This window comes from Desulfosarcina sp., from assembly GCF_055467485.1.
Genome location: NZ_JBUOIV010000014.1, coordinates 1 through 19,921 on the forward strand (window position 1 = coordinate 1; position 19,921 = coordinate 19,921).

The following is a 19,921-nucleotide window of genomic DNA, read 5'->3' on the forward strand; positions in this document are numbered from 1 at the left end:
CGATTGACGACAGCGCCAACAAGGCCAGCATGATCTTTGGTCAATGCCGGGTGCGGGCCACCCCTTCAGGCGATTCACCAGCGGCCAGGGCCCAGGAGGCGAATGTATGAAGGGTTTACCAAGAATTATTGCAGATGGATTCGTGGTTACAGTGTCATACCTGAACTCTGGCATGCCCTATATTCGATCATAATAGCAACGGCTGAGATCGAGCCATTCTATACCGTCAGCCTTAACAGGGTGGTGGCACAAAGAGCAAGCCGGCAAGTGAACCATAGGTTTTCAGTGAAATGGAAAATAGCAAATGGCCATCTAATGCCTCTCTGTTGATTTCTAAACCTCTTCTAAAAAACATCTCTGCGGTTCCATAGCGCAATAAATTCATTTGACACATTGTGGTACATTTTTTTCTAATGGTCTATAAAAACATGCCGATCATAATGATACATCTGCAGAGACCGTAATTAACTTTTGAAGGAGAATCCATTTTTTATCATTCTGCATACCAATTGAATTGCTGCTGAACGGGGGAGGAAAACATGGTCTGGAACAACATCTCGCTGCGTGGAAAATTATTTTTTGGGTTCGGCATTGTGACCCTATTGTTGATGGCTATTGGAATCATTGCGTACAGTGGTGTGGGTACGGTGACCCAAAACGCTAATACAGTCATCATGGGCAATCAAATCGACAGCCTGTTGACCCAAAAAGAGGTGGATCACCTCAATTGGATCAACAAGGTCAACGACCTATGGACAGATCCGAATGCAAGCCGAATCGATGTGCAGACCGACGACCACAAATGTGGCTTCGGTCAATGGCTCTATGGTGAGGGCCGCAAACAGCTGGAAACGACCTATCCCGATCTGAAGGCGCAGGTTAAAAAAATTGAAGCTCCCCATCACCAGCTGCATAGCTCGGTGATCCAAATTAATCAGCATATGGCTGATAACATCGATAGAGCCGCCGGGTTGTCAGCGGCCGGCACCATTTTAAGACAAAAAACCGTACCGGCGCTGGCTCGGGTCCAAGAGTTGCTGCATGCTATCCGCCAATCAGCGAAAGAAAATATCATGAGCGACCAGGCCATGCTTCAAGCGGCCGATGGCACACGCCGCAATGTGATCATCATGACCGTGATAGCGGTCGTCGCCGGATTGGTGCTATCCATGTTAATTTCATTATCTCTTACCCGATCCACAGCCAAGGTTGTTGCCTTTGCGGAACAACTCTCCCAGGGAGACTTTACCCAAACCCTACCCATGCAACAAAAAGATGAAATCGGCCAGCTGGCCCAATCTATGAATCATCTGGTCACCAACCTGGGCAAAATGCTGCGGGAGGTCAACAACGGTGTCACTACCTTGAACGCATCTTCCAGCGACCTGAGCGCCATTTCCGAACAGATGAACCAAGGGGCCGAGCAGACCTCGGGCCAGGCCAACACGGTGGCTACAGCAGCCGAAGAGATGAGTTCCAATATGAGCAGTGTGGCCGCCGCCAGCGAGCAAGCCGCCACCAATGTCGATATGGTGGCCGCGGCCGCAGAAGAGATGAGTGCCACGATCGACGAAATCGCGCAGAATTCGGAAAAAGGGCGCGTCATCACCGGTGAAGCGGTGTCCTTGACCCAGGACGCCTCTGTCAAGGTGGATAAATTGGGTGCCGACGCCCAGGACATCAGCAAAGTTACGGAGGTGATCACCGAGATATCCGAGCAGACCAACCTGCTGGCACTCAACGCCACCATCGAAGCGGCCCGCGCCGGTGAAGCGGGCAAGGGTTTTGCCGTCGTGGCCAATGAGATCAAGGAACTGGCCAAGCAAACCGCCCAAGCCACCCAGGAGATCAAAACCAAGATCGGGAGTATCCAAACCTCCACCAGTGATACTGTGGGCCAAATCAAAAAGGTCTCCCAGGTCATCAGCCAAGTCAATGATATCGTTGCCACCATCGCCACCGCCGTGGAGGAGCAATCCACGGCCACCCGAGAGATCGCGGAGAACGTCAGCCAGGCCTCCCAGGGCATCCAGGAGGTCAACACCAATGTGGCCCAAAGCTCGGAGGTAGCCGGCATCATCTCCCAAGAGATTGCCGGGGTGAATCTGTCAGCCGACGAGATGGCCACCAGCAGTTCGCAAGTTAACATCAGCGCTCACGATCTGCTAAAGCTGGCGACCCGAATGTCCCAAATTGTCGGTGGTTTCAAGATCAGCGAAGCCATCTTCGATATCGGCGCAGTCAAGGGCGCCCACCTGCAGTGGCGCTCAAAACTCGAAGGATTGCTGCATGGCCGTCAGGCCTTAAAACCAGAAGAAGTCGCCGACCACCACCAATGCGCCTTTGGTAAATGGTATGACGGCCCTGCCGGCCAGAAACTCAAGGGAATTGCCTCATTTCAAACCGTGGGCCAGCTTCATGAAAAAGTCCATACCCATGCCCGCCGTATTGTCGATTTGTACCACCAGGACGAAAAGCAAAAAGCCGCCGGCTTGATGGATGAATTTGAAAAAACGCGGGAAAAGTTGTTTGAAGCTCTGGATGATCTCTATCTGGCCTAACATTCGGAAGAATGGTTTGAAGAACATATCCTTTCAATAGATATGTCCTTTTGAGAAACGTGAAACATGGCTATGTCATCCAGGCAGATCTGAAAATTATTAACCTTATGATTACAAATACTAATCTTAGTTTTGATCTGATTTGTGATTGATTGAGAGTACCTGAAATCGACCGTTGCTATCAAAACCGGTGATTTCCACAACAAACCTGCCAATTCGGTTCTGACGACGGCTCGGCACACTCCATGATCAAGATAGACGGCACAAAGATGGATATGGGCCAAAGTTGGGATAGGTTGGAGATACCAACGGTTTTGTAAAAGCCTGATTTCGTTTGATAGCCAATCCATAATATCAAAATGCTACTATCGCCCGCTTGACACTATTCCCTCTCCATTGTTAATCTCAAATATTCCCACCGTATATATTAAAATTTGCTAAAGCCAAACCCACCGTGAGGTGCGGACGGAAAACCACGGGTCTAATGATCTCGTTCCTTTAGTGTATTAGCTGAATCTGGGTTAGTATAGACAGCCGGGCTGCCGAGGGTGACATCGTCAAGGTCACTTTTGGAGCAACTCGGCTTTTTTTTATCAACACACAGCATAAGAAAGGAGAGACCTCATGAAAATCTTAACTTTATTGGGGCTTTTTGTTTGCGTAAGTTTCATCTCGCCCTTCATAGTCCTCGGCGAACCGAACGGACCACCGAACGGACCACCGAACGGATTGAATGTGAATGTTGTAAACCAACCAGTTGTTGATGCAATGCAAAGCGGCGATTGGTCTGTCACTGTTAATAATGATGAGTCAGATCCAATTGTCATTCAAGATGCAGGTCCGGCCGGAAGATTCCAAGATGAAATTTTAATGACTATCGCAGTAGGTACTGTCGGCAATTCAGAACCGGTCTTTGATATTCCTGAAGGAATGACGGGAATAGTCAAATTCGTATCAGGGAGAACATTCACTGATGTCGATTCATGGGTTAGCTGCACCGTCGTCCAAATGATTAATGGAACCCCATTAGGAGCTCAAGGCGAACATCATACCATCACATCTAAACGTTTCAGGCAACCAAGGTTCCAGAATCAGGATGGTGATTATTCTCACGAATTTTCCCAGGCAATGGAATTTTACGTTCCTGGAGGACGGCAGGCAGGATTTACTTGCATCATGATCCCTGCTCCTACAAGGTCAAATGGTGCGATCGTTAGCCTTAACATGTCAGGAGTTCTTGTAGGAAGCAATGGACAATAATCTTATCCCTGACCGATAATGGCAGAATCTTTTACCGATTCTGCCATTTATCATTTTTAAGTATCTCTCAGACCAAAAACTCATGTTTCTCTATGTGCCCTATGCAGGGTCAAAGCCACCTGGGCCATATCGTGAGTTATGGCCTAATAAGCATCAATTCTAGCATGGGCTGCCTGGTGGAGGTACCTCCAACTTAGTACAAATCTGCCCCGATGCTGATAGCCACCCGACGTAAATTCCACGTCGGTATCGAGCTGATACAGGTTATAATACCTTATCGCAACTTTTACCCGATTACAGATAGATTGAGCCTAATCCACGACGGCCGCAACTGCCAAATTATGGTGTTACCAGACAATAGGTGCCGATGGTGGAAAAACTGTTGCGCTGGTTAAGGCCCCGGACACAAAACGGACACAAAACCTCATGCAAATGATGCGTTTTTTGTGTCCAGTGCATGCCGAAACTATCTGAAATCATAAATATCGGAGTGGTGTGGGGTCGTTTTCACGCCGGTAACGCGGGTCGAATCCCGCTGGGATCACCACAAAAAAGTTAAGCAGTTACGGTTGTTTAATTCATATAGGCAGGGTTGATTTTCGCCATTGTGTCCATGATTGTGACCAACAATGTCGGAAATGAGCGCTGCCTTTTTCATTCAGCGGCTCCCGCATCCAGGTTTTCGAGGGCGCTGCCGTCTTGCCGGGTTCGGTTCGGGATGTATCGTCCATAGGTGCGATAAACCATCGAGGTGTCCACATGGCCGAGGGTGCGGGCCACCCCTTCAGGCGATTCACCAGCTGCCAGCGCCCAGGAGGCAAACGTGTGGCGGGTTTCGTACATACGCCGATGGGTAAGGCCGCTTTTCTTAATCGCCTTTTCCGTGCATCACGTCGACAGGTCGGTCTGTCGACGCCGAATCACCCGTCTCAACATTCAGGGATTGTCCGAAGCTCATTTACAAATCGAGGTTTGACCCGCCCGGCCGATTCTTATTCCTGGGGTGTCGGTCCTGACTTTGGGGTTGCTCGCGAAAGAGGCCCGTGATCAAGCTGAAGGTGGCGCCGGCGATGGGCCGGATCTGGCTGACCCGGTAGATCAGATCCCGGTGCCGGATGGGTTCGACCGGCCGGACCTCTTTGAACCGGTGCAGAAAGATTCCCGCGGCAGCCGCCCGCATGACGCCGGACAGGAGAAACAAGACGGGCAGCATGAAAAGCGGCGTCCAGGTCCACGGTCCGATCGAGATGCTGCGCGGCAGGTGGCCGGCGACAAAGCCCCCGGTCAGGGAGCCGAGAAAGAAGAAGAGACCGTTTACCAGACCCTGGTAGGCCACGCAGCGCGCCCGTTTGGGCTGCGAGACGGCATCGAACAGAAAATTAGCCGACGCCAGGCTGAACCCCGACCACACCAGCCCGGCGAATACCTGGATCATCATCAGATACACGATGTGGTGTGAGACCACCCAGAGTACGGGTACGAACGCCACCCCCCATCCGCACACGTTGAGGATCTTTTTGTTTCCGAAGCGGTCACTCAAGGTTCCCCAGTGCCTGAAGGCCAGAAATTGGGTGATGGTGACGACGCCGGTGACAGCGGTGAATTCGACATAGCTGAACTTCAGGTCCCTGAGCATATACAGGGCAAAATAGGGTGCTGAAAACGCCACGCTGAAGTTGATGGCGCCGATGAAAAAGACGAACTTGGCGAAATTGGAGCGCGGTGACCGTTTCAGAAATTGCCGGAAAGTGAATACCTGGTCCGCGGCGATCGTGAAGCCCGGGTCGTCGTATCTGGTCAGCCAGCGAACGGAATTCAGGCGCGCCAGGAACGCGATAACCAGGGTGGCCATGAAGCCCCATTGCGGCAGCCCGGCCTGGGCAAAGAGATGCAGGATGACACCGGCCGCCAAAAGAGAGATAAAGGTGCTCATGGTGGTCAATCGGTTGCGGTGTCCGAAAAACCGCCCCCGGATATCGGTCGGCACCAGGTCTCCGATCAGGCTGCTCCAGACCGGCAGTCCGGCTGCATTGGCGCCGTTGTAAACCATGATCAGGGCCAGAAGGATGAGTACCGGCAGGGTTCCCTGGCCAAAACAGACGGGGATCAACGCCATGGGGATGAGGGTCAGGGCCTGGATGACGGCGCCGATGATGACGAAGCGACGCCGGCTTTTGATGCGGTCCATGTTGATGGCACCGGCCCATTGCAGCACGGCACCGACCAGTTGCGGCAGGCTGGCCAGCAGGCCGACTTGCAAGGTGCTGGCGTGCAGGAAGATACCCAGGGGACCGAAATAGGTTTCGCCGCTGCCCATCATCACCGCATAGGATGCCCCGTCCTTGATCGAGGCCTTTAACGACGGGCTCTGCTCGGGCGCGGGGGCTGCCGGTGGTTCGTGTTGCTGTTTTGCAGTCATGCCTCATCCAATGGTGCGTGGAAGGTAAGCGCAGCTATAAAGGCCCCTAACTAACGGACAGGCTATCCGTAGCCGAGGTCCTCCAGCTGTTCTTCACTGAGGCCCATATAGTGGGCCACCTCGTGAATCACTGTGATGGCGATCTCCTCTTCAAGTTCTTCACGGCTCTGGCAGGCGGCCATCAACGGTTCCCTGAAAATGAGGATGACGTCGGGGTACAGCGGTGGTTCGATGACCGAGCGCTCGGGCAAAGGGACGCCGGTGAACAAGCCGAACAGCGTCTCGCCGGGGGGCACGTCCATCTCGCGCCGCAGGTCCCGGGACGGGCGGTCCTCGACGGCGATGGTCATGTTGTTCAGTTGCGCACGAAACATCTCGGGAATCATCCCGAGCGCGCGCTCCACGGCATCCTCGAATTCCTTGCGACCGATGCGCATATGGCTTTGCCTTTCACAGCAATCTTTCAAGGTGGGCGATCAATGCGCAGTCTATCCGTTACCCATTGGATTTGGCAACAACTGCACTGAAATAACTTGATCTATCCCTAAAGGAGAGCAACCGGTCATACCGATTCCGGTGGCATGTAAAAAGCAGAACCGCCACTTCCATTCATAGCGGTCGATCTTCATTGCGCTGCAGAAACACCAATTCGTGGATCGATGGATTCGCCATAAGATTCAACGGGGTGCCGGTCAAGGCAAACATCCGCGCATTGAGTGGTATGGTTGTTGCGCTCACACACTGCTGCCGAATCGATATGTTCAGATCCAACGGTCAAACGCAGTGACGGTTTCGACAGAGACCCCGACGCTAAATGGGAAGGATGCACGCCGTGGCGGATAACGGTTTAAACCTGGTGGCTGACAAGAAAAAAGAGATCAAACGGTGGCTGTTTCTGATGCTCGGTGCGGGGCTTTTCGTGCTGACCTTCTACTCACCCCCCTGGCCGGATGCCGTTGATCCGGCCGGCAAGCACTTTGCCCTGAGCCACGAAGGCAAAGGCGCACTGGCCGTGTTTCTGCTGGCCGGGACCTGGTGGGTGTTCGAGGTGCTGCCCATCGGGATCACGGGTTTGGCCATCGGTGTCTTCCAGACGCTTTTTTTCATCCGGCCGGCCAAGGATGTGTTCGGCAACTTCATGGATCCGTCCGTGCTGTTCATCTTCGGCTCCATCGTCATCGGCCAGGTCTTTACCAAGACCGGTCTGACCCGGCGCATGGCCTATACGATGCTCACCGTGGTGGGTGAACGGACCAGCATGATCTACCTGGGATGCTTCAGCGTGACCGTCGTATTGACCCACTTTATGGCCCATACGGCCGTGGCGGCCACGATCTATCCGTTGCTGGTGGCCATTCACGGCCTGTATGGCAGTGACGGATCCAAGACCCGTTTTGGCAAGGGGCTGTTCATCGGCATGGCTTACACGGCCGGTGCCGGCAGCATCATCACCCTGCTGGGCGCCGCGCGAGGGGCCGTGGCGATCGGCTTTTTCCGGGACATCACCGGCAAGACGATCAGTTTTTTCGAGTACAGCTACTATTTCTTCCCATTAGGATGGCTGATGCTTCTGCTGATTTGGGGATTGATCATGGTTCTGTGCAGGCCGGAAAGAAAAACGATACCCGGGTTGAAACAACGCGCCAGGCAGCTCAGGGCCGATATGGGGCCGCTGACCCGCAAGGAAGCGACGGCCGCTGCGATAATCATCGCTTGTGTAGTGGTGCTGGCCCTGCAATCCTTTTTTCCGCCGCTGGCCAAACTGAATAAATCCGGCATCCTGATCGTTACCACGCTGCTGTTTTACATTCTCAAAATACTCGACTTGAGCGACCTGGAGCAGATCCCCTGGAACATCATTTTGCTCTTTTCCGGTGCCATGAGCATTGGGCTCTGCCTGTGGGAGACCGGAGCGGCCAACTGGCTGGCGGTGAATTGGCTGGTGATGTTTAAAAAGGCCAACTGGTTCGTTTTCGTGATCGGCATCGGCTTTTTTGTCATGGTCATGACCAACTTCATCATGAATGTGGCGGCCATCGCCATCTCGCTGCCCGTGGCGCTGGTGATCGCGCCCTACCTGGGGGTCGCCCCGGAAGTGATCTTCTATGCCTCCCTGGTCACGGCCGGCATGCCCTTCATGCTGCTGATCGGCGCCGCCCCCAACGCCATTGCCTATGACTCCAGCCAGTTCACCACCGCCGAGTTTTTTATTTACGGTGTATACGCCAGCCTGATCCTGATGGTCGTGCTGGCATTGGCCGTTTTCTTTCTTTGGCCATGGATGGGAATGCCGGTCAAGCTATGAAGGGGATGCGTCCGAAGCGGTGCAACGCATACGACAGGCTGACGTCAGATGGTTGCCGACCATAATGCCTACCGATCGAAAAGGATACAGAGATGGAAGGAGCGGCGCTTCCGATCGTTGTTTTTCTGTGGGGGATTGAGGACGCCCTTAACCTATCAACCATACTGATCTGACACCCGTTTGCTTTCGCTATCTCAGCCCCCCGAGTTACCGTTTTACTCGCTGTCGGCAAGGAAGATGCCGGGCCGTCGGGACATGGCCGCCATGCTGTGCCCAACCCGCGTACCGCCCAAAAGCACAGCCCGCCCCTTGGCGCATGACGTAAAATTCGGTCCTCTCAGGGCAGTTATGGAATCACCGATCACCTTCATTAACGATTGTCGGCAATCGCCCCTCCTCACCAACCAGACCATCGATGGATTTGTCAAAGGCAACGGCAAACCCGGCCGGTTCGATGCGAGACACCGTGCCTGACACCGTGATGGGTTCATCGATATCGAACAACGGGAATTTGAGTGTGATGGGCTGCCCGACGTCGAGCTTCCACGATGTTTTAACGAACAGGCCGCCGGCGCTGATATTTGTAATCAGACAGTGGGCATTGTCCGTGGAAGTGGTGTACGCTGCAATGATGAGCGCATCCTTCCGGGGATATCCACGCTGGCCGGGCTTTGAAGTCATCGTTTCCTCACCTGATGGTTGACGGCAATCCAATCTGAATCGACAAATGATCGAGGACTCGAATGGTTGCATGGCGGAGCAACCGAAAAACAGCACCCATTTGGATGTAAGGGCCGGTCTCATCCTTCTTGACGGGCTTGTACCATTACGGATACGGACAGGCAAGCGCGCGACCCTGCTCCGCTTTGAAAAAGGCGCTGATACCTGGCGACGATGGAGGTGAAGATGAAAAGAGAATTCGGCCCGGACTACGCATCTGTCGAGGATCAGCATTTCATACCGAAATACCGTGCGCGGTGCCATTGCGGCGCGGTTCGGTACGACGTCTGTGCGGATCCCGTGGACGCCAAGATCTGCCATTGCACGGCCTGCCAGAAGCTTCACGGTGCACCGATGCAGTGGGCGGCCATCTTTCACAAGCGCGACGTCAGAATAACAGACGGGATCCAACACCTGAGTTTCTTCAACAGCGAACACCAGCGTCATGAGCGAACCCTGCCGTGCAAAGTCAGCTGCGGCCGCTGCGGGACACCGATCGCCGACGAGGGACGCCGCATGTGGCTCGCCTTCCCCTCCCTCTTCGACTTCGGGCATGCCTTGCAGGTCCCGGCATCGTTCAAACCGACCTGCCACATTTTTTACAGCCTGCGGATAATCGATATGAACGACGACCTGCCCAAGTGGTCCGGTCATAAAAATGACTCGGACCGCCTCTGACCGTTTCCGCCGATCAGACACGATGCATCGCACGGCGGTACCGGCTACAGGGCTGCGGGAACAAAGACGAGCGTGCCGGCCTGAAGCCGGCTGAAATCCTCGATCCGGCTGCCGCCCAGGAGTTCCTTGGTAGGCAGGTAGTAGATGGTCTGGGGGTCCTTGTACTTTTTCCCGGCGATGCGGTATGCCGACCGGTCCTTGCGCACCGGGAACGGCCCCTTGTACCCGATGATCAGGCGGGTGCTCACCGGCAGATCGTCCCAGTCGGATATCATCGATCCGTTCTTGATCCGCCCGGAAGGAAGAAAATAGATGGTGGTGGAATGATTGTAGGACCTGCCCGCCAGGGACCAGGCCGTGAAGCCGTCGGCAATGGTCTTTACCGGGCCGTCGTCCTTCAATTCGGCCAGGCTGCCGCTGTGGTTGAGCAGGACCACCGTGTCGGCCGGGAGGCGGTTCCAGCCGACCTGGTCGGAGATCTGGTCACCGGTGTAGATGCGGCCGTCCGGGAATTGATATACCGTCGAACTGCTGTCAAAGTCCTCTCCGGCGATCAACCAGGCGGTGTTGTGTTTGGAGATGAGGTTGGTTTCCTCGACCGCGGCGGCCATCATCCGGGGGCCGTAGAACACGTCCGCCAATTGGGCGTCGGCCACGAGCCGTCCGGCGCGTACGTCAGGGTCGTATGGCCAGGTCGGCTCCAGGCCCGCTCTGGCCCGGTCGAAGTTTTTGGCGCAGCGTTTGCGGCCGCGATGGTCGTGTTTGTGCCAGCGATTGGGCCGTCCATAGGCGACCTGGCTGTGGGTCAGCACCGCCCGGTCGTCCAGCCCGTAGACCTCCTTCAGGATGCGGAGCAACAGGCCGATCGATCGATACTGGCTGTCGGTGATGGGTGCGTAATGGTAGCCGACCAGTTCGATGCCGATGGACAGTTGGCTGAGATCGGCCCGGCCGTCCCACATGCTGGTGCCGGCGTGGTCGGCGATCCACTGCTTGTCCAGGATGCGGTAGGTGCGTCCGTCGCGGGCGATGACATAGTGCGTATGGCCGCCGTTGGTGCGCCGGCCGTTGCGAAACTGCTTGCCCCTTGAAACGACGCGCAGCGTGGTGTCGAGGCCGAGCTCCGAGGTGTGGACGATAAGGTAGCGGGTATGCTTGCGTTTGATCTTTTTGTATGCGGGGTTCAAGCGCGGCCGGTGATCGATGATGGCACCCTGGAACCGGTCGCGCTGGGCACTGGAAAAAGCCGTTGAGGCGGACGGCAGCGCCAGTCCGATGGCGAGGCAACCAAGCGCAGCCGGCAGGAACCGTTTTCTTAAATTCAAGGGCAACCAAAGCATAGCCAGGCATCTATACGAAGCGGGCGACCCGGTTGTCAACCGTCGTTCTACCGGCACGTCTTGTTAAAAGCGGAAGCCGGCGGTCAAGGCAAGCGATTAGCCGTTCAAATCCCCCCCCCACCCTGACGGGGACCGTTCCGACCGTTTCATTGATGTCGATGTCGCCGGTCCAGCGGTAAAGGCCCTGGAAGCCGGCGAATACGCGTGGGGTGATGTCGCAGTTGACACCGGCTGCGGCGTGAACCCGAAGACGCTGTCGCCTTCACTTTTATCGTATTCGCCGAGATGGGTTGTCGAGATCTCGGAATTGAGGGCCAGCAGATAAAAGCCCACACCGCCGCCGCCGAAAAAGGTCAGCGGGCCGGCCATTCGCCTTTGAGGGTGGACAAGACGGCCACGACGGCGATGGAATCGTCGCGGTTGTAGCTGCCGGCAATGGCTGTGCTGCCGCCATGTCCCTTTTCGGTGCCGAACAGATCGACTGCCGCTTCCAGGACCAGGTGCGGGGTCAGGTAGCGTCCGTAGGCCACGGCCAGGTTCGCGCCGGCATCGTAGTCGGCATCCTCCAGGTCGCCGCTGAAATCGTTAAGACCAAATCGAATCTGACCGTAATTGAGGTAGTCGGCGGCCTGTGCCCTGGCGGCACCGATGAACCCGGCGGCTGAAACCAACACCATCAGGACTGCCATAACGGTATATCTGGTCGACCCCATCGCTTTTCTCCATTTTTCGGTTGCTCGATAAGACGTGGGTGTTCAGCCCGGGCCGCGAGGGGTCGCCATTCGATCGCCCGCAGGGGCTCTGGCCGTCCCTGCCACGGTTGCTGCAATCCAGATCTTATAGCTGATAGTGCATTCGGCAACTGCCTGGTATATTGAAAATTTGGCCAGAAAAAGCATTATGACTGGTCGCCGTTGAAGGTCGGATCGGCATCTTTTTGAGGTCGCGGAGCGACAATGATCGAACAGGGCGAAGATGATCTAGTGTTGACACAAGGGGTAGTGGATGCCTCGCCTTTCTAAGCGAAGTGCCCGTTGTGCAATTTTTCGGCGGAGGAATCGGATCACCACATCCGACAGGAGATAAATAAACCTTGAAGGCGAGCCCTAACTGTGCCATCTGAGCCAGACATGGCCACCGACACCGTCAGACGATGACTGCGAACGAAACGACATACAGATGAACGAAACGTCTCATACCAAAGCGCTGTTCTCGGTCTTGATTGCAGGTACGCTCTGGTCTTTCGGCGCCCTGACGATCCGCTACATGGTCGATCCGCAGGTCTACCGGTGGCAGTACCTGTTTTTCAGGGGGCTGACGATCGCAGCGATATTGTGCATCTATCTCATCGCCAAGGACGGCGGCCGCTTTTTCGACAATTTTAAGCGAGTCGGGATGTCGGGTGTTGTCGGCGCCTGCGGGCTGGTGGGCGCCTTTATCGGATTTATCTGGTCGATAACCCTGACAACCGCTGCCAATACGCTGTTTCTGTTTGCAACCATCCCTTTTCTCGCCGCATTCATGGGCATTGTGATCCTCAAGGAAAAGATCCGCCCGCTCACCTGGGGCGCGATGACCGTTGCCCTGATCGGAATCACCGTGATGGTGATCGACGGCCTGGAAGCCGGAAGCGTTCTGGGAACGGTCACGGGATTTGCCGCGGCTTGCGGTTTTTCGACCTTTTCGGTGTGCCTCCGGTGGCGCAAGGAAACCCCCCAGTTTGCAACCGTCGCACTGGCCGGCTTCCTTTGCGCAATCTTGACTGTAGGCATACTCGTTTTACAAGGTGACCCGTTGCTGATGCCGGATCGCAATATCTTTCTTAGCATGGTGCACGGCACGCTGGTCGGTGTGGGGCTGATTTTATTCTCACTCGGTGCCAGCTATTTCCCGGCGGCCGAATTGAATCTGCTCTCGCTGGTGGAGGTGGTTGGCGGGGTCGTCTGGGTCTACCTGCCGATCTTCGGTATCAACGAAGTCCCCAGCCTGCTTACGGTGGTTGGCGGTTGCATCGTCACCTGTGCGATAATTGTGGATAGTGTCGGGACAAGATACACCCAGCAAGCGGTGAGCGCTGCTGGAAATTGACAGTTCGGCGATTCGCCGCGGGCGGGCGTCAATTCGCTGAACTGAGCTGCAGGTATGCCGGTATGGATCGAACCGCCGGCTGCCCATCCACCACCCGGTTGGCAAGCGATGTGACCGTGCCTGTCGTCAGGGCCCCTGCCAGTGGGAGAGGGGGGGCGGTTGAGGAACCTGACGCGCTATTGATCGATAACGCGCGATGTCGATCTCGGGATTTTGACTGGTCCGGATTACCTTCTCTTCAATCGGACTGTCAAATATGACTGCAAAGCCCTTGTCCCGCGAGCGCATCACGGTTCCCGTCACGACGGGCTTTTCCGCGATGGCGGACAACGGGAAACGCAGGCTGATTCGTTGCCCATCCTTGATCGCTCTCCAGTTGCCAATATAGATGCCTCCCTCACTGACGTCCCTGACCAGATCCCGATAGGTCACCGCGTTGACGGTGTATTTTACGGCAAACGCGGCAGTGCGGCGGGGATAGCGGCGTCGATCCGATCCGGTTTTCATGGTGACATTCACCTTTTCCCGCAACTTGCCGGAGCACCTGAATGTCACCACCCGTCTGGCCGGAAGGGTGACCGTCTCACCCGTGACCAGATTGCGGCCCTTGCGCGGCTTCTTGTCCCGGACCAGGAACTTGCCGAACCCGCTGACCAGCAGATCATCACCGGACGCCAGCGTCGCCTTGATGGTCTCCAGAAGGGACTCAACGATTTCAACGGATTGATTCCTGGGACATGCGAGTTCATTGCAGACCTGCTTGATGATGCCGCTTTTCGTTAGTGCCATGGTTTCTCCTACCTGATCCAGGTGATCATTACGGCTCCAAAGATGTTGCCGAACAACCGGTGTGTCCGATCGGATATGTCTCTAAACAACCCGTCCACTATCCGGCTGAAAATCGTGGCGGGGTTGACGATTGCCAGCACGGCCCCGGCAAAAGCAAATACGGCAACGATCCGAAACGCCCAGGGATAAGAGATAGCATGTGCAGACATCAGGAAGAGCAAACCCACGGTCGCTGGAATAACGGAAAGGAAATTGAGCGGGTAACTGTCAAAGACGGCCGTAAACGCGTTGACCGGTTCATGGGGGTGACGGATAAAAAACGAACTCATGGCGATGGTAGTGAGGCCCGGCAGATAGACGGTCACGTTCATCGTCAGTGACTCCTCTGGCAAACGGGTGAGGATGTACTAGTCGCAACAACTCCACGTTTACAGAAATTCCTTTTCTTGTCAAGGGGTTGGTGTCTATTCGATCCGGCAGATGGGGTTGGGTCAGGAGATTGACTTCAGACTGCTGTCCCGAATGGAGATGATCTCACTGCACGACGGACACGCGCCACTGAAGATAAACTCCTTGTCGACCAGCCGGGGGTGGAATGCTCGGGAGAGTTCATTCAGATTGACAAAATGCCTGCAGTGGGGACAGGTGCCGCCGACGTCGGAGGGCGATTTGAACAGGTTGCGCTTTTGGGCCAGGACCAGAAGAAACAGCAGTTTGAATCCAATCAGGCCGGCCAGTGCCCCCTTTACCACCCAGCCGGGCACCTGCTTGCGCGTCGAGAGGGAGGCCGCCTGCTTGACCAGGGCAGCGCTGGCGGTTTTCGATGTTCCCGCTTTTCCGGCCATGAGGGCCAGTTTGGCCAGAGGCAGCAGATGAATAGCCATGATGGACTCCTTCGTCCGGGTGGTGAAAAGCAGAATGCCCTGTCATCCTACACAAATACCATTGGCCTGTAAACATTCACTGAATATCGTCGGGGTCCTTGCCGCCGGCGGCAGCGCGCAACAGCACATCGCGCTGGTCGGGGTCAAGGTATGCGGATGTCCAGTCGAGCGGGGTGATGCCCTGGGTTGACGGCTGGGTGAGATCGGCGCCTTTTTCAATGAGCAGCCGTGCGACCTCGACCCGGCCGTTTCGTACGGCAAAATGAAGCGGCGTCAAACCGAAGCTCGGGTCCACGGCATTGATCGGGTGCCCCTCTTCAATGAGCCGGCGAACGGTATCGATCCTGCCGGTCTTGGCCGCTTCATGAAGTTTGCAATACTTTACGTATCGATAATAGGACAGACCCTCCCGGAGGAGAAAAACAAGCAGGACGACAATGATAACGGGCAAAATTTTTAAAAAGGTTTCCATCGGTCAATCTACCGAGCAGCTTAATCGCGCTGATATGTCAGAGAGAGAATCTTCGGACGAGATGATGGTCAACAACAGGCAAGTCCGTTTTCTCTATATTGTGTTATGTATTGCCTGGCCTCATGACGTTTTTCAACACCCTTTCTGATCAACCGCGCCTGCTTTTTCTTAGAATCAGGGATGCGATGCGACTGAACACATAGTGGATGGCCTCGATGTTGAAAATCCAGCCCCACAACCCGGTTAAAACGACAAAGATCCCTGAGACGACACCGATCACTACCAGGCTGGTGATCAGTGTCTGGCCGGCAAAGCTCGTCTGAAGCGCCCCGTGCACCCACCAGAGGAGTGTCCCGATGACCAGCGCGCCCATGGCCGCATTCAGATAGGCGCGGTACACACCGCCGGCGTCCGTATTGTTGCTGCGCCGGTTCCATACGGAAAACAGGAGAAGGGTCTGGAGGATGGCAGACGCGGAAATGGCCAGACCTACCCCGGCCACGCCGAAAAGGGTCAACCCGGCCCAGTATATCGGCAGGCTCAGGACCACGGCAATGGTGCCGAAAACCGCCGGCAAAAGGGTGTTCTGGGTCGCATAGAAACCGCGGTTGACGACGCTCTGGGAGATGAAGGCAATCGCCCCGACCATCAGGCAGGACAAGGTCAGGGCCGTCATTTTCGTATCTTCGGGAGAAAAGCGGCCCCGCTCAAATAGCACGTAGACAATTTCATGCCGCAGAACGACGACCAGTATGGATAAGGGGATAACGATGGACAGGTAGCGCAAGATGGTGTTGATGACATCGTTCAACGCTGACAGGCGTCCCTGAACGGCCAGCTGCGCCATATACGGGTAGGAGGCGACCCCCACGGCCTGCCCGAAGAATCCGACCAGCATGAGCATGACCCGCATGGCATAGTCGATCCACGCGATGGCCCCCGCCGGCAGGAAGCTGCCGAAGAATTTCGAGAACAGCTCCGTGGAAAAGACCATGGTCAGGCCGATCATCAGGGGCAGGGTCAATAAGACATAGCGTTTGAGGTCCGGGTGGGCAAGGTCGATGGTCGGACGAAATTTGATGCCGATTCGAACGGCGCCGATAATCTGGATCGCAAAACTGCCGATGCACGCACCTGCCAGAGCCCCCCAGCAAAAACCTTCCACACCCAGCCGGCGGCCGAGCAGCCACCCGCCGGCGATGATGCCGATATTGTAAATCAACGGCGCCAGGGCCGGAAACAGGAAACGCTTCTTGGCATATTGCACTGCCATCAGCAAGCCCCCGGCAAAGAAGAAGAATTGGGCCGGCAGGGTGATCCGTGTCATTCTCACGGCCAGGGCCAGAAATTGAGGGTCCTGGCGCCCCGGCGCCAACATGGGCACTATGGTGGGGGCCACGATCATTCCGGCGATGATGAGAACGATGAGAAGGGCGCCGAATACTGTCGAGATATTGGAGAAGGTTCGCCAGCCGTCGATTTCCCTCTTTTCGGCCAGGTAGCTCGAGAAAATGGGAATGAAGGTCACCGATAAGAATCCGCTGGCCAGGATGTGATTGAGTATTTCCGGCAGCACGAAAGCGACGCGGTAGGCATCGACTTCCGTTCCGGCGCCCGCCAGCGCGGCGAGCACCATCTCCCTGGCGATGCCGGTGACGCGGCTGAGGAAAATGCTGGCCATCATGATCAGGGTGGCGATGCCCATCTTACTGAACTCACCTGACCCGTTGGGATGTTTCATGTCAACCCCCCCGACTGGAGGATCCGCCGGATTGGCAAAGGATGTTGTACCGCAATCGTGAGCGCAATTCCCGCCGCTTGTGCGAAGCGGGGTCGATAACGATCGCGCGTGGCCATACCGCGTTGACCGTTCGTCCAAGATGCCCATCGACTGCACGTATACGCTGCTTTTTCGCCCTGAGTTCACCTTGCCTTGCCTGCGCTCATGACGTCCCGGGCGCCCTTGCCAGAATGGTTAGACAGCCGTCGTTCAAGGGGACGCGGGGATGCGCATGAAACTATGCGTTTCGGCCATAAACGTCAAATGAAATAAGCTCAACAGACCGCCGCGTCCGGCGGCATCGTCTCGGTGACCGCATTTGATCGATATGCATGGAAGGCCTGCGAAGCGGCGGCCGTCGTTCGTCAGCTCAAACCCGCTGTCAGGGCGCGTCAGAAGTCACGGCCAGGCAGTTGAACGGGGGCAGGCTTCAATGGAAGGAAAAATAATCGATTTTCAGTTCGCTCGTTTACCCCGCCGCAAGCGACGGGGACTGCACTCGCTATCGCGGTTCAATCGCCCGACAGACCTGCGGCTGCGATCAAGAAGACGGGTGGCGCTCCGATCCGTTCAGGTCGTACGGTCGATTTCGTGAACGATATCAGGCAGCTGTCCGTTCTTTGCTTTGAGCTCCTCAAGAAGGCTGTCGAAGGCCACGGCGAACCCGTCGGCATCGACGCGGACCACCTTTCCAGAGACCCGGACAGTGTTGTCGAATCGAAACAAAGGAAATTCGATTTCGATGGACTGCCCTTCGGCAATCTTCCTGGATGTCCGGATGTACAGGCCACCGGCACCGATGTTCTTGATCACATCCCGGTGGGTTCCCTCTTTGACGGTGTACTCGGCGATGATATAGGAGGTGCGGCGCGAGCGTTGTTGGCGATTCGGACTGACTTTCATGGTTTCTGATTCGCTTTCTCGCGCAACGTGCCGGATTGAAGGGGGGGCGCCGCCCACTCAGGAGGGGGGGCGGGTCCTACAACGGATGGTGTTTTGGGGAATTTCGGTTCGGACGCCAACGGTTCCAAGATGTCAATTTTCTTCAGGGCCATGGTGGAACTCCGTTTCAGTGACGGCGAAATTGGCAGGTTGGGCAAGTATACGTTTGCAAATATTCCCATTCTTGTCAAGGAGTTGGTGACTTTTTCCAATTTTATTGCTGGAGAGCCAACACCCAGGCGGGTCCTCGGGTCGAAGGCAAAGACCAACGGCGGGCAGGGCGGTTCCCGCCTTTCCAGCTGTCATGTATTTTCTTCTCAATGGCAAGACGCCCGGCTCTCGAATGCTGTTTGCGCAGCGATGCGATCCAGGAAGAAGTGATCCCGTGCGATGACGCGGGAAACAGCCCGGCACCGCTCGAACGCGGCTGGACGAATCAGGGAAGCCGGTACACCACACCGCCCCAGGTGAGACCGGCGCCCAGTCCGATGAACATGAGGTTGTCACCGGACGTGAGCATCCCTTTCTCCATCAGTTCATCCAGGGCGATGGGAATCGTTGCGCCGGTCGTGTTTCCATACTCCTGAATGTTGTTGAAGATCTTGTGTTCAGGAATATTCATGCGCTCCCTGAAGGCTTCATTGATGCGCAGGTTGGCCTGGTGAGGAACCACCATGTCGATATCCGCCATTTGCATGCCGGCTTTGTCCAGAAGCTCCCGCGCCACCGCCGGCAGCCGGGTGACCGCCAGTTTGAACACGGTTTTTCCATCCATGTAGGGCAGATACTCCTGCCTGGCCTGCACCTCGGCGTTCATGACCGGGCCGCTTTTCCGGGCCGGGACGCCCACCCGCAACACATCGGCGTATTTTCCATCGGCATGGAAGACGGCCGCCAGGATGCCGGCCTCTCGGTCTGTGGCTTCGGCCTCGATACAGACCGCCCCGGCACCGTCGGCGAAAATGACGGCGGTGTCGCGATTCTGCGTGTTCAGTTCCAGAAACCGGCTCTGGGTCTCGGCGCCGACCAGCAGGATTTTGCGTGCCTTGCCGCTTTTGATATAGGCATCGCACACTTCCAATCCATGCAGAAAGCCGGTGCACTGTTGGCGGATATCCAGCGCGGGGACCTTTTCAGCCCCCAGCTTGTGCTGCAGAATCACGCCGGAGCCGGGGACATAGACATCCGAGGTCATGGTGGCAAACACGATCAGGTCCAGATCGGTGGGGGTCCAACCGGCTCTTTCCAGGGCGATGGCCGATGCTTCCCTCGCCAGGTCCGACGTGCCCAGGTCATCGTCCGGGTTGACCCAATACCTGGCCTCGATCCCCGTGCGTTGACGAATCCATTCATCCGAGGTGTCCATCCATGCGGACAACTCGTCGTTGGTGACGCGGCGGTCGGGTACGTAACGGCCGGTGCTCCTGATGATCGATCGATTCATGGTTTGATAATCCACCAGTTGTGGGCAAGTCAGGGGAACTGAGAAGAAGGCCGTCAGCCGCTCCCCTGCGCCGGGCTGAAAGTGATGGGACTGGCCGGGAATGTCCATACTGATATCTGATGCGTAGCCGACAATCAAGTCGGATGTTGCCGGGTGTCGCCTGGAGAATAATCGCATCGTGGGCACCGTCGCACGGCATTTGCCGGTTGGCCCTGCCGGACTGCACCGGCACCACCTTC

Annotated in this window: 19 protein-coding genes and 1 riboswitch; of the genes, 5 read left to right on the forward strand and 14 right to left on the reverse strand. The window is 56.0% G+C overall.

Features of this window, described 5'->3' with window-relative positions; translation table 11 throughout:
• Positions 1-647: 647 nt before the first annotated feature.
• Together ACZCED_RS08930 and ACZCED_RS08935 are read left to right on the forward strand one after the other, a co-directional pair.
• On the forward strand, positions 648-2,561 hold the full coding sequence (locus tag ACZCED_RS08930; RefSeq protein ID WP_464860657.1) for a methyl-accepting chemotaxis protein: 1,914 nt from the start codon (positions 648-650) through the stop codon (positions 2,559-2,561).
• A 432-nt stretch (positions 2,562-2,993) separates the two neighbouring features.
• A riboswitch (cyclic di-GMP riboswitch) is annotated at positions 2,994-3,108 on the forward strand.
• A 77-nt stretch (positions 3,109-3,185) separates the two neighbouring features.
• Positions 3,186-3,821: a hypothetical protein gene (locus ACZCED_RS08935; protein ID WP_464860658.1), complete on the forward strand. Its 636-nt coding sequence runs from the start codon at positions 3,186-3,188 to the stop codon at positions 3,819-3,821.
• Positions 3,822-4,475: 654 nt separating this feature from the next.
• Here the strand turns inward: ACZCED_RS08935 and ACZCED_RS08940 are convergent.
• The 3 genes from ACZCED_RS08940 to ACZCED_RS08950 all read right to left on the reverse strand — a co-directional run bounded on the left by ACZCED_RS08940 (position 4,476) and on the right by ACZCED_RS08950 (position 6,644).
• Entirely contained in the window at positions 4,476-4,664 is a 189-nt protein-coding gene (locus ACZCED_RS08940) for a hypothetical protein (RefSeq protein ID WP_464860659.1), read from the reverse strand.
• Between the two features lie 115 nt (positions 4,665-4,779).
• Entirely contained in the window at positions 4,780-6,240 is a 1,461-nt protein-coding gene (locus ACZCED_RS08945; RefSeq protein WP_462969342.1) for an MFS transporter, read from the reverse strand.
• A 62-nt stretch (positions 6,241-6,302) separates the two neighbouring features.
• Entirely contained in the window at positions 6,303-6,644 is a 342-nt protein-coding gene (locus ACZCED_RS08950) for a metallopeptidase family protein (protein WP_462969341.1), read from the reverse strand.
• Positions 6,645-7,138: 494 nt separating this feature from the next.
• Here ACZCED_RS08950 and ACZCED_RS08955 point away from each other — a divergent pair, with 494 nt between their 5' ends.
• Positions 7,139-8,545: an SLC13 family permease gene (locus tag ACZCED_RS08955; RefSeq protein WP_462969345.1), complete on the forward strand. Its 1,407-nt coding sequence runs from the start codon at positions 7,139-7,141 to the stop codon at positions 8,543-8,545.
• A gap of 354 nt (positions 8,546-8,899) precedes the next feature.
• On the opposite strand, the gene ACZCED_RS08960 is transcribed toward ACZCED_RS08955, so the two are convergent.
• Entirely contained in the window at positions 8,900-9,226 is a 327-nt protein-coding gene (locus ACZCED_RS08960) for a PilZ domain-containing protein (protein WP_462969340.1), read from the reverse strand.
• Between the two features lie 225 nt (positions 9,227-9,451).
• On the opposite strand from ACZCED_RS08960, the gene ACZCED_RS08965 reads away from it, so the two are divergent.
• Positions 9,452-9,943: a GFA family protein gene (locus tag ACZCED_RS08965; RefSeq protein WP_462969339.1), complete on the forward strand. Its 492-nt coding sequence runs from the start codon at positions 9,452-9,454 to the stop codon at positions 9,941-9,943.
• A gap of 44 nt (positions 9,944-9,987) precedes the next feature.
• Here the strand turns inward: ACZCED_RS08965 and ACZCED_RS08970 are convergent, their stop codons facing one another.
• The 3 genes from ACZCED_RS08970 to ACZCED_RS08980 all read right to left on the reverse strand — a co-directional run bounded on the left by ACZCED_RS08970 (position 9,988) and on the right by ACZCED_RS08980 (position 11,996).
• On the reverse strand, positions 9,988-11,268 hold the full coding sequence (locus ACZCED_RS08970) for an N-acetylmuramoyl-L-alanine amidase (RefSeq protein WP_464860660.1): 1,281 nt from the start codon (positions 11,266-11,268) through the stop codon (positions 9,988-9,990).
• Positions 11,269-11,379: 111 nt separating this feature from the next.
• Entirely contained in the window at positions 11,380-11,652 is a 273-nt protein-coding gene (locus tag ACZCED_RS08975; protein WP_464860661.1) for a hypothetical protein, read from the reverse strand.
• Positions 11,637-11,996, reverse strand: a complete 360-nt coding sequence (locus tag ACZCED_RS08980) for a hypothetical protein (protein ID WP_462969337.1) — start codon at positions 11,994-11,996, stop codon at positions 11,637-11,639. The genes ACZCED_RS08975 and ACZCED_RS08980 overlap by 16 nt, the downstream gene beginning before the upstream one ends.
• Positions 11,997-12,462: 466 nt before the next feature.
• On the opposite strand from ACZCED_RS08980, the gene ACZCED_RS08985 reads away from it, so the two are divergent.
• Positions 12,463-13,371 (forward strand): DMT family transporter, encoded by a 909-nt coding sequence (locus tag ACZCED_RS08985; RefSeq protein ID WP_462969336.1) that lies wholly within the window; start codon positions 12,463-12,465, stop codon positions 13,369-13,371.
• A gap of 126 nt (positions 13,372-13,497) precedes the next feature.
• On the opposite strand, the gene ACZCED_RS08990 is transcribed toward ACZCED_RS08985, so the two are convergent.
• From ACZCED_RS08990 to ACZCED_RS09020, 7 genes are all read right to left on the reverse strand, one after another.
• Positions 13,498-14,160 (reverse strand): HU family DNA-binding protein, encoded by a 663-nt coding sequence (locus tag ACZCED_RS08990; protein ID WP_462969335.1) that lies wholly within the window; start codon positions 14,158-14,160, stop codon positions 13,498-13,500.
• 8 nt (positions 14,161-14,168) lie between these two features.
• Positions 14,169-14,531, reverse strand: a complete 363-nt coding sequence (locus ACZCED_RS08995) for a hypothetical protein (protein WP_462969334.1) — start codon at positions 14,529-14,531, stop codon at positions 14,169-14,171.
• 120 nt (positions 14,532-14,651) lie between these two features.
• Entirely contained in the window at positions 14,652-15,044 is a 393-nt protein-coding gene (locus ACZCED_RS09000) for a hypothetical protein (protein ID WP_462969333.1), read from the reverse strand.
• Between the two features lie 76 nt (positions 15,045-15,120).
• Positions 15,121-15,516, reverse strand: a complete 396-nt coding sequence (locus ACZCED_RS09005; protein WP_462969332.1) for an ankyrin repeat domain-containing protein — start codon at positions 15,514-15,516, stop codon at positions 15,121-15,123.
• 148 nt (positions 15,517-15,664) lie between these two features.
• Positions 15,665-17,257, reverse strand: a complete 1,593-nt coding sequence (gene murJ / locus ACZCED_RS09010) for a murein biosynthesis integral membrane protein MurJ (protein ID WP_464860662.1) — start codon at positions 17,255-17,257, stop codon at positions 15,665-15,667.
• A gap of 609 nt (positions 17,258-17,866) precedes the next feature.
• A complete protein-coding gene (locus ACZCED_RS09015) occupies positions 17,867-18,199 on the reverse strand; it encodes a PilZ domain-containing protein (RefSeq protein WP_462969330.1) in 333 nt (110 codons plus the stop codon).
• Between the two features lie 475 nt (positions 18,200-18,674).
• Positions 18,675-19,859, reverse strand: a complete 1,185-nt coding sequence (locus ACZCED_RS09020; RefSeq protein WP_464860663.1) for a beta-ketoacyl-ACP synthase III — start codon at positions 19,857-19,859, stop codon at positions 18,675-18,677.
• Between the last annotated feature and the right edge of the window lie 62 nt (positions 19,860-19,921).

Excerpts from the sequence above, each read along its gene's own strand:
- ACZCED_RS08975 (WP_464860661.1), bottom strand. The coding sequence starts at position 11,652 with ATGGCCGGCCCGCTGACCTTTTTCGGCGGCGGCGGTGTGGGCTTTTAT.
- ACZCED_RS08985 (WP_462969336.1), top strand. The coding sequence starts at position 12,463 with ATGAACGAAACGTCTCATACCAAAGCGCTGTTCTCGGTCTTGATTGCA.
- ACZCED_RS08980 (WP_462969337.1), bottom strand. The coding sequence starts at position 11,996 with ATGGGGTCGACCAGATATACCGTTATGGCAGTCCTGATGGTGTTGGTT.
- ACZCED_RS09000 (WP_462969333.1), bottom strand. The coding sequence starts at position 15,044 with ATGGCTATTCATCTGCTGCCTCTGGCCAAACTGGCCCTCATGGCCGGA.
- ACZCED_RS08995 (WP_462969334.1), bottom strand. The coding sequence starts at position 14,531 with ATGAACGTGACCGTCTATCTGCCGGGCCTCACTACCATCGCCATGAGT.
- ACZCED_RS08935 (WP_464860658.1), top strand. The coding sequence starts at position 3,186 with ATGAAAATCTTAACTTTATTGGGGCTTTTTGTTTGCGTAAGTTTCATC.
- ACZCED_RS08940 (WP_464860659.1), bottom strand. The coding sequence starts at position 4,664 with ATGTACGAAACCCGCCACACGTTTGCCTCCTGGGCGCTGGCAGCTGGT.
- ACZCED_RS08955 (WP_462969345.1), top strand. The coding sequence starts at position 7,139 with ATGCTCGGTGCGGGGCTTTTCGTGCTGACCTTCTACTCACCCCCCTGG.
- ACZCED_RS08990 (WP_462969335.1), bottom strand. The coding sequence starts at position 14,160 with ATGGCACTAACGAAAAGCGGCATCATCAAGCAGGTCTGCAATGAACTC.
- ACZCED_RS09015 (WP_462969330.1), bottom strand. The coding sequence starts at position 18,199 with ATGAAAGTCAGTCCGAATCGCCAACAACGCTCGCGCCGCACCTCCTAT.
- murJ (WP_464860662.1), bottom strand. The coding sequence starts at position 17,257 with ATGAAACATCCCAACGGGTCAGGTGAGTTCAGTAAGATGGGCATCGCC.
- ACZCED_RS09020 (WP_464860663.1), bottom strand. The coding sequence starts at position 19,859 with ATGCGATTATTCTCCAGGCGACACCCGGCAACATCCGACTTGATTGTC.
- ACZCED_RS08960 (WP_462969340.1), bottom strand. The coding sequence starts at position 9,226 with ATGACTTCAAAGCCCGGCCAGCGTGGATATCCCCGGAAGGATGCGCTC.
- ACZCED_RS09005 (WP_462969332.1), bottom strand. The coding sequence starts at position 15,516 with ATGGAAACCTTTTTAAAAATTTTGCCCGTTATCATTGTCGTCCTGCTT.
- ACZCED_RS08965 (WP_462969339.1), top strand. The coding sequence starts at position 9,452 with ATGAAAAGAGAATTCGGCCCGGACTACGCATCTGTCGAGGATCAGCAT.
- ACZCED_RS08945 (WP_462969342.1), bottom strand. The coding sequence starts at position 6,240 with ATGACTGCAAAACAGCAACACGAACCACCGGCAGCCCCCGCGCCCGAG.